The 13890-nt window shown below is 33.5% G+C and carries 12 protein-coding genes; all 12 read right to left on the bottom strand.

Annotation, left to right across the window (positions count from 1 at the left end):
- Window positions 1–119 precede the first annotated feature (119 nt).
- The 12 genes from ftsX to CN514_RS08575 all read right to left on the bottom strand — a co-directional run bounded on the left by ftsX (window position 120) and on the right by CN514_RS08575 (window position 13568).
- The gene (gene ftsX, locus CN514_RS08520; protein WP_098232229.1) at window positions 120–1013 is read right to left on the bottom strand and encodes a permease-like cell division protein FtsX; all 894 of its coding nucleotides are present in this window, start codon (window positions 1011–1013) and stop codon (window positions 120–122) included.
- The gene (gene ftsE / locus CN514_RS08525) at window positions 1003–1689 is read right to left on the bottom strand and encodes a cell division ATP-binding protein FtsE (protein WP_097975037.1); all 687 of its coding nucleotides are present in this window, start codon (window positions 1687–1689) and stop codon (window positions 1003–1005) included. The genes ftsX and ftsE overlap by 11 nt, the downstream gene beginning before the upstream one ends.
- Before the next feature lie 339 nt (window positions 1690–2028).
- Window positions 2029–2358 (bottom strand): cytochrome c551, encoded by a 330-nt coding sequence (gene cccB, locus CN514_RS08530; RefSeq protein WP_483295006.1) that lies wholly within the window; start codon window positions 2356–2358, stop codon window positions 2029–2031.
- 69 nt (window positions 2359–2427) lie between these two features.
- Complete coding sequence (locus CN514_RS08535; protein WP_286141606.1) at window positions 2428–3306, bottom strand: YitT family protein; 879 nt, start codon at window positions 3304–3306, stop codon at window positions 2428–2430.
- A 427-nt stretch (window positions 3307–3733) separates the two neighbouring features.
- Window positions 3734–4832, bottom strand: a protein-coding gene (gene prfB / locus CN514_RS08540; protein WP_248267333.1) for a peptide chain release factor 2 whose coding sequence is annotated in 2 segments (ribosomal slippage) — window positions 3734–4768 and window positions 4770–4832 — 1098 coding nt in all. Because the reading frame shifts where the segments join, the coding sequence is not laid out codon by codon here.
- 139 nt (window positions 4833–4971) lie between these two features.
- Window positions 4972–7485, bottom strand: a complete 2514-nt coding sequence (gene secA, locus CN514_RS08545) for a preprotein translocase subunit SecA (RefSeq protein WP_098232231.1) — start codon at window positions 7483–7485, stop codon at window positions 4972–4974.
- Window positions 7486–7698: 213 nt separating this feature from the next.
- Complete coding sequence (hpf, locus tag CN514_RS08550; RefSeq protein WP_098232232.1) at window positions 7699–8244, bottom strand: ribosome hibernation-promoting factor, HPF/YfiA family; 546 nt, start codon at window positions 8242–8244, stop codon at window positions 7699–7701.
- Between the two features lie 270 nt (window positions 8245–8514).
- On the bottom strand, window positions 8515–8712 hold the full coding sequence (gene cspD / locus CN514_RS08555) for a cold-shock protein CspD (RefSeq protein WP_056469532.1): 198 nt from the start codon (window positions 8710–8712) through the stop codon (window positions 8515–8517).
- 262 nt (window positions 8713–8974) lie between these two features.
- Window positions 8975–10795 (bottom strand): APC family permease, encoded by a 1821-nt coding sequence (locus CN514_RS08560; protein WP_098232233.1) that lies wholly within the window; start codon window positions 10793–10795, stop codon window positions 8975–8977.
- Between the two features lie 337 nt (window positions 10796–11132).
- Window positions 11133–11390, bottom strand: coding sequence for a flagellar biosynthesis anti-sigma factor FlgM (gene flgM / locus CN514_RS08565; protein ID WP_098232234.1), 258 nt, complete (start codon window positions 11388–11390; stop codon window positions 11133–11135).
- Window positions 11391–11547: 157 nt separating this feature from the next.
- On the bottom strand, window positions 11548–12078 hold the full coding sequence (locus tag CN514_RS08570; RefSeq protein ID WP_176525842.1) for a ComF family protein: 531 nt from the start codon (window positions 12076–12078) through the stop codon (window positions 11548–11550).
- Window positions 12079–12224: 146 nt separating this feature from the next.
- A complete protein-coding gene (locus CN514_RS08575; protein ID WP_098232236.1) occupies window positions 12225–13568 on the bottom strand; it encodes an ATP-dependent helicase ComFA in 1344 nt (447 codons plus the stop codon).
- Window positions 13569–13890: the final 322 nt, after the last annotated feature.

The raw sequence follows: 13890 nt of genomic DNA on the forward strand, positions 1-13890 counted from the left end.
ATGTATATAGAAAAGCCCTAGTACCTGTATCAACTCAGACAGACGTTAAATTGGGAACTAGAGCTTATCAATCGAATTACACTATTAAAACAATAGAACTACAAATGAAAAATTTAATCTTATTTACGTAAAAACTTACGAATTGACATGACAGAACCCCACATCCCGATTACTGCACCAATACCTATTAATATTGCAGATAGTTGGTACACAAACGGTGAAAATGGTAATAATGTAAACATTGTTCCTGCTAATTTTGGCATTAACATATTATAAATGACCTTATAGCCAGTTAATAGTAAAACAATCGGAATAACCGATCCTAACACACCTAGCAGTAAACCTTCTATTAAGAACGGCCAACGAATAAAGTTATTAGTTGCCCCTACCAATCTCATAATCTCAATTTCACGTCGTCTTGCCATGATTGTTATTTTAATAGTATTAGAGATTAAGAACATCGCAGTAAATAATAGTCCGAAAATAAGTACTAAACCGATATTACGACCTACCGAAACTGCATTAAATAATTTTTGAACTTGTTTTTTACCATAAATTACTTCATCAATATATTTTAAGCCTTCAATTTTTTTAGCTACTGGTGCGATTTGTTCTGGAGAATCTGTTTTAACAATATACGTATCATTTAATGGATTTTGCTGTTCAAACAGTTGGAATGCTTTCCCATCTTCTCCCATACTTTTGATTAGATTGTTTAGTTCTTGATCTTTCGACGAGAACTTTACAGTAGTTACATGATCTAATTTTTTGATTTCTTCTTTTAAAGTAGCTTGTTGCTCTTTGTTTGCTGTTAAATCAACTAAAACACGTACTTCAACATCTTTTTCTAAAGTTGTTCCAATGTGATTAACATTCAAAATTACGGTTAAAAATACGCCAACAAGCATTAAAGTAACTGCAACAGCACTTATTGATGCAAACGTCATCCAACCATTTCGTTTTAAACTACGTAGACCCTCACGAACATGTCTTCTTGCAGTTCTAGCTTTCATAACCGTACACTCCTCTCGCTTGGTCGCGTACAATTTTTCCAGCTTCAATTGCGATTACACGTCGCTTTATCGTATTTACGATATCTTTATTATGAGTTGCCATTACGACAGTTGTTCCACGTTCATTGATTTCTTTAAAAATATCCATAATTTCCCATGTAGTTTCAGGGTCTAGGTTACCCGTTGGCTCATCGGCGATCACTACTTGTGGTTTATTTACAATAGAACGGGCAATCGAAACACGTTGCTGTTCACCACCAGATAGCTCTGTTGGTAAGAATCGCGCTTTATGTTTTAACTTAACAAGGTCAAGTACTTCCATTACTCTCTTCTTTATTGTTTTCGGATTTTCTTCAATAACTTCAAGTGCAAATGCAATATTTTCATAAACTGATAAAGTCGGTAATAATTTATAGTCTTGGAAAACTACCCCAATATTTCTACGTAATAAAGGAACTTTTTTATCCTTCATATGACTTAAATCCATTCCATTAATTAAGATTGTACCCTTTGATGGTCTTTCTTCACGATACATCATTTTAATGAATGTCGACTTTCCGGCACCACTTGGTCCCACGACATACACAAATTCACCTTGGCGAATTTTTACATTAATACCATCTACCGCAAGAACACCATTAGGATAAGTCTTATAAACATCTTTTAACTCAATCATGACATTCTCCTTAATTTTTTGTTCCGTTTTTTTCTATCAAACTATTTAAGATCCATTCTGGATGAAATTATACTTAACTTTACTTGATCTTATTATTTCGCCTGCTATTTACATATTTCGATAATTTCAGCTAAGCTCCTCTATTATACCATTTAAAAAATGTCAAAATTGATAAATTTATGTTACATTTTAATAATAGTCAAGATTATTTCCGAACGATTCATAGGTTTATTTAACAAATTATGGAAAAATGTAACTAAAATGAAAAGAAACAGACCTTTTCTAATTAACAGAAAATTGTCTGTTTCTTTCATTTTTTTCTATAAAATTTAAAACATTTTATTTTTTAGTCGCAAGCCATTTCGCTACACTTTTCGCGTCATTTCCTTGAACAACTCCACTAGGCATTGAACCTCTACCATCATGGATAATATTTTCTATGTCTTTTTCAGAATATTTCGCCCCGACCTTTTTTAAGCTTGGTCCAATTATACCTTCTAGTTCTCCACCATGGCAGCTAGCACAGCTTTGTTTAAATAACTTTTCCCCATTAGCAACTGAAACCGGCTCACCTGAATCATTATTTTTACTAGAATTATTATTTGAACCACATGCTGTAATCGTTAACAGCATACCACCAGTTATAAAAGCAAGAAGTAGCTTTTTCACAAAAATCATCGCCCCTTTAAAATCCCATAACTATAGTCTACTACTAATAAAAATATTTATTTTACCTTTTTATGTCAAATTTGTGAAACCTTCTCCAAGAACTTCTGTTGCATCTACAACTGTAATGAAAGCATTTCGATCAACTGATCGAACGATATCACGTAGAGAAGAAAATTCAGTTTGATCAAGTACACACATTAATACTAAACGGTCTTCATTTGTATATCCACCAACACCGGTTAACTTTGTTACTCCACGATCTAATTGGTGAACAATTGCTGTTGTTACAGGCTCCACTTCTGAAGTAATAATTAGTGCCATTTTTGATCTAGCAAGACCAATTTGAACTAAATCGATTGTTTTACTCGTAACAAAAAGTGCAATTAGTGCATACATACCACTTTCAAGATTAAATACGATTGCAGAAGTAAGAACAATTAATCCGTCAATAAATGCTACACAAACCCCAAGTGATAAACCAGTATATTTATGAACAATTTGGGCTGCTAAATCTGTTCCACCAGTAGATGCTTTTCCTCGAAACACGATTCCTAGACCTAAACCAATAAATAGTCCACCAAAAATTGAGGCTAAAAGTGGATTATCAGTTGCAGGTTTTATATTGTATAAATCAACTAAATAAACAACAAGTGGAATAAAGATTGTTCCAACTAATGTTTTAGCTCCGAATTGTCTACCTAAGAAAATTACACCAGCTATAAATAAAGGGATATTAAATGCCCATTGTACAAATGCGGGATTAAATCCCATCGTACTCTTTAGAATCGTCGAAATACCGCTTACCCCACCAGAAGCAATATGATTTGGTAATAAAAACACACAAAACGCTACAGCAATAATTGCTGAACCAATTAATACAAAAAAGTACTCAAAAAACGTTTTTCCCCACCCTACAGTTAGAGCAGTAGAATATCTGACCTTTTTCAAACTTATCCCCCTCAACATTTCTCACTTACAGATAACTTTTCTATTTTATACCCTTTATATCGGACACTCTCACTATTTTTTATTATGAAAAAAACAATAAGATTTAATTACATATAAACAAAATTTACTTTCTTCCATTTGTAAAACAACTTAAAAATAAATATGATTGATATAACTCCTTCACATTAGTAAGGTAAAATCCTTATTAATCCCCTAAAGAAAAAAAGCTCAAAAGAATAACATCTCCTTACTTAGAAGATGTCCGTTTAGACAAAGTTCAAGGTTTGGCAGAGTCTAATAGTAGATGTTATAGGTTAAAAGATGGATTTACAGTTAACTAAATAATAAAATATACCTCTTTTGTCCCCAAAGATTAGGGCTGGTAAGAAAGAAGTTTCCTCCAATCTTATCAGCCCATTTTTCAACATTAAATCTTAGAACGTAAGTAAGCATCAATAAATGGATCAAGATCTCCATCCATTACTGCATGTACATTACCAACCTCTGTGTTTGTTCGATGATCTTTAACCATTGAGTATGGGTGGAAAACATATGAACGAATTTGACTTCCCCAGCCAATTTCTTTTTGTTCTCCACGGATTTCATCTAGTTGAGCTTGTTGCTCTTCTATTTTACGTTGATATAATTTTGCTTTTAACATTTTCATTGCATGTTCACGGTTTTTAATTTGTGAACGTTCTGTTTGACATGTTACTACAGTGTTAGTTGGAACATGCGTAATACGTACTGCTGAGTCAGTTGTATTAATATGCTGACCACCTGCTCCACTCGCACGATACGTATCAATTTTTAAATCTTCTGTACGTATATCGATTTCAATTTCTTCATTGAACTCAGGCATTACTTCGCAAGAAACGAAAGAAGTATGACGACGACCTGATGAATCGAACGGAGATATACGTACTAAGCGATGAACGCCTTTTTCTGCTTTTAAATAGCCATAAGCGTTATGGCCTTTAATTGCTAAAGTTACGCTCTTAATACCAGCCTCATCACCAGGTAGATAATCTAAGGTTTCGACTTTAAATCCACGTTTTTCAGCCCATCTAGTGTACATACGTAATAACATTGAACCCCAGTCTTGAGACTCAGTTCCACCTGCTCCTGGATGAAGTTCAAGAATTGCATTATTTTTATCATATGGCTCGCTTAATAATAATTGAAGTTCAAAGTCATTCAGTTTTCCAGTTAAAGATTTTACTTCAGTTACTAATTCTTCAAATAGTTCATCGTCATTTTCTTCTTTAACTAACTCATAAGTTACTTCAAGATTCTCATAACCATCATTTAAATCATTGAATTCATTAATAACTTCTTTTAAACCATTTACTTCACTAATTACTACTTGTGCAGCTTTTTGATCATCCCAAAAATCTGGCTCAGACATGAACGCTTCAAGCTCATCTAGTCTTGCTTGTTTTGTTTCGACGTCAAAGAGACCCCCTAAATGCTTGAAGGCGTTTCGCCATCTTTTCTAGTTCTTGCTTTACTTCTACTAATTCCATTACATAACACCTCGATTAAATTTTACGAACAATAAAAAGCAGGTAAAGACAAGTAGGAAAGTAAGAATAACCTTTGAAAGTTACTCCTCTTTTCTAATCACTACTTGCCCTTGCCCCTTTTCATTTAGTTTCTATTTTATTAGATTCCTTTACCGTGGCAGTTTTTATACTTCTTACCTGATCCACAAGGACAATCTTCATTACGGCCAGTTTCATCGCCTTTTACGATTGGTTTTTTCTTTACTTCACCTTCACCATCATTACTTACATGAATTGCATCGCCTTGTACAGCTTCACGCTCAACATCAGCTTCAATTTCAGCTTTCATAATAATGCGAGATACTTCTTCTTCAATTGAAGCAATCATCTCTTCAAACATTGCGAAGCCTTCCATTTGATATTCACGTAGTGGATCAATTTGTGCATATGCACGTAAATGGATACCTTCACGAAGTTGATCCATTGAATCGATATGAGCCATCCATTTGTTATCAACAGTACGTAATAATACAACTTTTTCAAACTCACGCATTTGTTCAACTGGTAAAGCTACCTGTTTTTCTTCGTAACGCTCAAATACTGTTTTTTGAATTAATTCAACCATTTCATCCGGTTCAATTACACGTAATTGTTCAACTGTGATTTCATCTTCATTTAATAAGTTTGCTTCTAAGAAATCAATGATTCCTTCTAAATTCCACTCTTCTTGAAGCTGCTCGTTTGGAGTATGAGCTTGAACTACTCTGTTAATAGTACCTTCAATCATATTCTTAACGATTGGTTGTAAATCATCTGAATCAATAACTTCAGAACGTTGAGCATATATAACTTCACGTTGTTGACGTAATACATCATCATATTGAAGTAATTGTTTACGAGCATCAAAGTTATTACCCTCTACTCGTTTTTGTGCAGATTCAACTGCACGAGAAACCATTTTACTTTCAATAGGTTGGGAATCATCTAATCCTAAACGATCCATCATAACTGATAAATTTTCTGATCCAAAACGACGCATTAATTCATCTTCCATTGATAAATAGAAAGTTGTCACACCAGGGTCACCTTGACGACCAGAACGACCACGTAACTGATTATCAATACGACGGCTTTCATGACGTTCTGTACCAATAACAGCTAAACCACCAAGCTCACGAATGCCTTCTGCTAATTTAATATCTGTACCACGACCAGCCATGTTTGTCGCAATAGTAACTGCGCCACGGTGACCAGCTAATGCGATAATATCAGCCTCACGTTCATGGTTTTTCGCATTTAATACTTCGTGTTTAACACCTTTACGCTTTAACAATTGAGAGATTAATTCTGAAGTCTCGATCGCTACTGTACCAACTAGAACTGGTTGCCCAGCTTTGTGACGCTCAACGATTTCATCAACAACAGCATTAAATTTCCCATTCATTGTTTTGTATACTAGATCAGGTTTATCCATACGAGCGATTGGTCGGTTCGTAGGAATAACTAGAACATTCATATTGTAAATATTACGGAATTCTTCTTCCTCAGTTTTAGCTGTACCTGTCATACCCGAAAGTTTTTTGTACATACGGAAGTAGTTTTGGAAAGTAATTGTCGCAAGCGTCATACTTTCGTTTTGAATTTTTAATCCTTCTTTAGCTTCGATCGCTTGGTGAAGACCTTCACTGTATCGGCGGCCTTTCATTAAACGACCAGTAAATTGGTCAACGATTACAATTTCACCATCTTGAACTACATAATCTACATCATGAGTCATCGTCACGTGAGCACGTAATGCCTGAGTAATATGATGGTTTAAGTTAACATTTTTCAAGTCAAATAGGTTTTCAACGCCAAAAGCTTTTTCTGCACGTGAAATACCATCTTCAGTTAATAAAACTGATTTTGTTTTTACATCGTACGTATAATCTTTGTCTAGCTTAAGCATTCCAACAAATGCATTCGCCGCAATATATGATTGTGCAGACTGTTTTGCTTGTCCTGAAATAATTAATGGAGTACGTGCTTCGTCAATTAAAATTGAGTCAACCTCATCGATAATAGCATAGTTTAGTGGACGTTGAACTCGTTGTTCAGCGTATACAACCATGTTATCACGTAAATAGTCAAATCCTAATTCATTATTTGTACTATACGTAATATCACAAGCATATGCTTCACGCTTTTCATCTGGTTCCATACTATTTAAATTTAGACCAACAGTAAGTCCTAAGAACTCATATAATTGACCCATTTCACGAGCATCACGACTCGCTAAGTATTCATTGACTGTAACAACGTGAACACCTTCGCTACTTAATGCATTTAGGTAAACAGGTAAAGTGGAAGTTAAAGTTTTACCTTCCCCAGTTTTCATTTCTGAAATATTACCTTCATGTAAAGAAATTCCACCTAATAACTGTACAGGATATGGAGTCATACCAAGCACACGAGTAGCACCTTCACGAACAACGGCAAACGCTTCAACTAAAATATCATCAAGAGTTTCACCTTTTTGAATACGCTCTTTAAATTCAAATGTTTTACCTCTAAGTTCATCATCAGATAATTTTGTATACTGATCCTGTAAAGATAAAACTTGATCAACTTGTTTTTGCATTTTATTTAATTGTCGCTGATTAAGATCAAAAACCTTTTTTATCATTCCAAGCATTCGTAACGCTCCTCTATTATAAAGTCATAAACTAAAATGTCATTAAGTTAGTAGATACTATTTCTAATTTTAGCATTAAATGAAGATACGTGACAACCTTATGTCGAGAATGTTCTATTAGAATTAATTAATATTTTAGAAAATAAGCCAAAAAACCAAAAAAGGACTAAGCTAAATGATTAGCTCAGTCCTTTTATATTATTTTATTAATTTTTATTTAGCTTCAATTAAACCATAACGCCCATCTTTTCTAGCGTAAACGATGTTCGTTTTATTCGTTTCACAGTTTAAGAATACAAAGAAGTTATGACCTAACATGTTCATTTGTAGAACTGCTTCTTCTGCATCCATAGGTTTTAAATCAAATTGCTTTGTTCGAACTAACTCAATATCATTTTCTTGCTCTTCTACTGCAACAGCTGACTCAGTAATCGATGGTGCAAACATGAATTTTAATGAACCTTTTTCTCTTAACTTACGATTTACTTTCGTTTTGTGTTTTCGAATTTGACGATCTAGTTTATCAATCACTAAATCGACAGCTGCATATAAATCTGCATGCTCTTCTTCTGCACGTAATAACATATACGTTCCAGGAATAGTTACTTCAATTCTTTGCTTGTCGTGGAATACCTTAGCATTAACTCTCGCCGTTAACTCTTCGTCAAAATAACGATCAAATCGCGATAATTTTTTATCTACGTAATCACGAATTGCTGGAGTAATTTCAATATTTTCGCCTCGGATGTTTAGCATCATATGGGTTTCCTCCTTCATCAAGCTCCAAAAATGATAGCTGTCATACTTATATTCTACACCTCTATCTCAATTTCCTCCTTGAAATTTTTGTCAAATATGAGAAATCTCTGTGACCATTTAATGAACTTTTTTGAGTTAATATTAGATTATATTTTTATAATAATTTAAAGATAATCAAAAATTTTCCAAACAAACAAGGGCTTACTCAAATGAGTAAGCCCTCGTGGTCCGAATCTATATAAGCAAATACTTACTTATTAACGGAAAAAATTAAATTTTAGTAACATTAGCAGCTTGAGGTCCACGGTTACCTTCAACGATTTCGAAGCTAACTGCTTGGCCTTCTTCTAAAGATTTGTAACCTTCTGCGTTGATAGCTGAGAAATGTACGAATACATCGTCTCCATCTTCACGCTCGATAAATCCAAAACCTTTTTCTGCATTAAACCATTTTACTTTACCTTGCATTCAAATCCATTCCCTTCAGTCGAAAACTTGTGAATCTTCTCCACATTTCAACTATACATCATAAAACTAGGGCAAGTCAAAAGTAGCTTATCGCCTTTTTTTTCACGAATTCGACAAATAACGAAAAATTCTAATTATTTCCTTACCTATCATATTCGCTTACCTTTTGACTTGTCCCATTATTTTTTTTCTATTTTTATAAAAAGAAAATTTATATCATTTTTCCTACAAAGTTTATTTCCTTCTTTAAAGTCCCTGCTCTCTACACCTTAAATCTATAAGGTACAGTAGTCACAATAACACTTCGTTTATGAAGTAAATACGCTCGTAGTAATAAGCTTGATTGATTATGTAAAACATTATGCCAATTTTTTCTCGTAATAAACTGTGGTATTAAAACTGTAATTTCAAAGCCTTGTGCATGAGCTTTAGCTTCCATTTCATCTATTACTTTTAAAAGAGGTCTAGTGATTTCTCGATACTCAGAATGTTCAACAATTAGTTTTACGTTAGGGTTCCAAGCTTCCCATTTTTCTCTCATTTGTTCTTCGCTTTCCTTATCAAAAGAAATATAAACAGCATAGACTTCATCAGCAATACCTTGAGCATATTGCATTGTACGTTCAACTACTTTTGTAATCCCAGCGACAGGAACTACCATGATATTTCCACTAATTTTTTCTGGAATATCATTATTTAATCTTAATTGGTCACCTACTGCTTCATAATGCTTACGAATTCTTAAGAATAGAATAACAATCAATGGTAAGAAAACAAATATTGACCAAACTTGGTTTAACTTAGTCGTTAAGAAAATAATTGAAACTGTTGCTGAAATAAATGCTCCAACGAAGTTTGCAATTAATTTTGGGAACCAGCCAGCTGGTTTTTCTCTAATCCATTTAATAACCATACCTGTTTGAGAAAGTGTAAATGGTACGAATACACCAACCGCATATAACGGAATTAATTCTTCTGTCTTACCTTGGAAAGCAATAATTAATAAAATTGAAGCTACACCAAGTGTAATAATACCATTTGAATATCCTAGACGATCTCCTCGAAGTAAATACATTCTAGGCATAAATTTATCACTTGCTAGGTTATAGGCAAGTAATGGGAATGCTGAAAATCCTGTATTAGCTGCTAATACAAGGATTAGCGCTGTTGTACCTTGTATAAAGAAATAGATTATATTTCGTCCAAAAATATCAGAACCTAGTTGGGACATAACTGTTTCTTCTGCATTTGGTACAATTCCATACCAGTAAGCTAAAAACATTATTCCCGAGAATAGTACTGCTAAAATCGAACCCATCATCAATAGTGTTTTTGCCGCATTTTTATCTGACGGCACTTTGAAATTGGGAATAGCATTTGAAATTGCTTCTACACCAGTTAAGGCTGAGCAACCAGATGAAAATGCTTTTAAAAGAATAAAGAGCGAAATCCCTGGAACAACAGTACCAATCGCTGAATGTGCCGTTTGTGGTGCATGACCTGTAAAAGCATTATATAAACCTACGATAATGATAATAACAAGTGCTACAACGAATAAATAAACCGGATATGCCAAAATCGAAGCAGATTCAGTTAGTCCGCGTAAGTTTAAAATTGTAATACATATAACCAAAATAACAGCAATAAAGACTGTATGAGCGTGCAAGACTGGAAAGGCGGACGTAATCGCGTCCGTTCCTGCTGACACACTAACCGCTACGGTCAAGATATAGTCAACTAACAAGGATCCACCGGCAACTAAACCTGGAATAACACCGAGGTTTTGTTTAGATACGACATAGGCGCCTCCACCATGAGGATAACTAAATATAATTTGGCGATAAGATAAAATTAATGCTAATAATAAAATCAGTACGCCTATACCAATCGGAACCGAATACCAATACGCTACCGCCCCAACCGTAGTTAAAACGATCAGAATCTGCTCTGGACCGTATGCTACTGAAGAAAGCGCATCTGACGATAGAATTGCTAAGGCCTTCGTATTCGATAACTTTTGTTCACTTAACTCTGTTGACTTAAGTGGTTTACCAATTAAGTATCGTTTTAAAATCGATAACATATGTACACCTCTACATAAAAAGTAAAAAACTAAACTATTTGAGTTTATCACATTATTAGAAAAAATTGTGTGATATATTAAGAAAATCTTTCCATTATTTTATTATGTTTTTGTCAAAATAATTAATATTAACTTTCCTCTAAATCAAATTAAAATACTATATAATGAATGTCCAATTAAAAAACTTCACGAATCAAATAACACAGGCTTTTAGTTTCGTTTGAAATTCCTTTTTTATTTCCTTACCTAACAGAGAAAGGAACTTAACATTTTTGCTAAGTTCTTTCCTGTTTTCTTCTTATATAATTTAGTAACAACCTAGTTCGGTTGTTAACCTTTATTTCTTATTAAAATAGTTAAGCATTTTTTCAGCCACTTTCATTGGTTGAACTTTGTATGTTCCCTCGTCAATTTGTTTTTTTAATTGCTGTATACGTTCATCACGTTTTGCGATTATCTGATTGGCGTTTTGATTATCCTTTGCTTGAGGGGAGATTTCTATTTTTCCTTCTTTTTCTCGTTTATTTTGTTCAATTTTTTCTACGTTGTATTGATGTAAATGAACTTTATCCTCTTCAGATGTATTACCCTTCATTTTTCTCACCTCATCGCTAATCGTTTTATACCTCGGCTTATATTAAATTACGAACCTTTATCTATATTTTTGTTTTATTCTGTCCAATGACCACTATTTATATCGGTAAAACTCGTAGTAAAATTAAGTTCTTAGATAATTAACAAGCCACCTAGCTTTATGCCCGAATTAATGTGAGAGAATGTACTTCAGTAGCACCATTTTGTAACAATATAGCTGCAGCATCTTGTATCGTTTTACCAGTTGTATACACATCGTCAAGTAATACAATCGGTTCGTTATCGATTTTTTCCTCACCACAAAAAGAAAAAACTTGTTCTCGGCTAAGTCTTTCATAACGGTTTAATTTACTTTGTTTTTCGGTATGATTTCTTTCTAAACAATTTGTTAAATTTAAACCTGCATAGTGTGCGAGCACTTCAACTTGATTAAAGCCTCGTTCCTTTAGTCTCGCATCACTTAGAGGTATTGGAACTATTTTATAATTTTTGAAAGAATTTTCATAGTATTCTCTCAAATCACTTGCAAATATAGATGCTAACTGAACATCACCATAAAACTTAAAATGACTGAGCCACTCTTTTACTTCATTTGTGTAATGAAATATCGACTTATTAATAATTAACGGCATATCTAGCTTTAAACTCATATACTCTATACAATTTTTACAATGCTTTTGATTCTCCATAGTGTAACCACAACAAATTTCACAAACAGGACCTATAATTTTTTTAAATTTCGCTACACATTGTGAACAAGCTGATTCATTGCTTAGAAAAAACAATTTATGCAAGGAAAACTTCTCAATAAATCGAACACCACAATATACACAAATCACTTATTATCCAACCAGCCTTTCTCGATACCTAAATGATTCATTAGAAGTATTTGCTTTTTAGCTTTGAGCATTTCTTCACTAATTCCATTATGAAAAAAGATAACCTCTCCATTTGCATAATTAATATGCCTACCAGCACGCCCAGAAATTTGAACTAGTGCACTTTCAGTAAAAATCTCTTCATCAGCACCTAGTACTGCAATTTGGCTATTCGAAATCGTAACGCCTCTCTCTAAAATTGTCGTTGTAATTAAAACTTGAGTATCACCATTTCGAAAAGCACTTACTTTTTCATGTCTTTGTGGATCTTGACTATGAACTGATGCCGATTTAACTGTTATCTTTTTAACAGCCTCTTCTATGAAAACACATTCATTAATTGTAGGGACAAACAAAAAGATAGGGCAGCCTTTTTGAATAAATAATTTTATCCATTTTTCTAAAGAATTTGGAAGTTTTTGTGTTTTGCGGATTGTTTTACGCCAGTTACCAATCCATTTAAAGCTTGGTACTGGTAGGGGTTGCCTATGGTATCTTGCGGGGACCATTACATTTTTGATTTTATTTTTTAGCGCAAGTAGTTGTTGTTCACTAGTTGGGGTAGCTGTCATTTGTACCGTAGAACCTTTAATCGTTCTTGATTCATTTGCAATCCAGTGCAAATGTGTTTCAATATTATAAGGAAAAGCATCAACTTCATCGATAATTAATAAGTGGAAGGTATGTCTAAATTTCATTAACTGATGTACTGTACAAATCGTTATCCTATTTCCATCCCATATCTCTTCACTACCTCCATAAAGTACTGCAATTGAAATAGTAGGGAAGGCTTGTCTGAATCGAATCGATAACTCTAAAACAACATCTACTCGAGGAGTTGTAATGCAAACAAATTTCCCTTGTTGCAGTGCAGCTTCAATCCCTTCAAACAACATTTCTGTTTTTCCTGCACCACAAACTGCCCAAAGTAGCAAATTCTGATTTTCGTTTACAGCTTCAACTACTTTAATAGATGCTTCTTTTTGCTGTGGCGAGAGTTTCCCCTCCCATTCGAGTCCAGAAATTGAGGGATCTAATTTCATGTCAACTTCATTAATGACTAACTCAGTACATGTCGACATCTTTCCCATAGTGATACATTTTCGACAATACGTACACTGTGATGAACATTTAGCACAAAAATGAGTAGCGAAAAATTGTTGATTTTGATTACCACAACGAAAGCATTGATAACGATTTTTAACTTTTTGAACCGCTTGAATGATTAGACTTGTTAGAGGGATGTCTTGAAGGTTTATTGTGGGGAGAAGTTGGAGTTTTCTACCGTAAAATTTGTCCATTTTTAACCTACTTTCTTATCATAAAATATTTTGAGGGATAAAACTTTGGCGTTTTTAAAAGGGTCAACATAAATTTGGCCATCTTCAAATATTACATCCAATCAGTCACTAACGACTTAAAATTCAGTGAAAATTCCTTGTCAAATATATAGATATATTATGTCGTTTATTTAAGGACCACATTATTAAAAATACCTTTTCAATAATTCTACAGTTCGTTTGTAAAGTAGACTAAAATAATTCAATTCGAGTTAAAAATGAATCATTTTTGATCAAATTCAATATAAACTCCTTAAAAATTAACTACTTTAAAAGAAATTGA

The sequence above is a fragment of the Bacillus sp. AFS001701 genome (assembly GCF_002559405.1).
Classification (GTDB): Bacteria; Bacillota; Bacilli; order Bacillales; family Bacillaceae_G; genus Gottfriedia.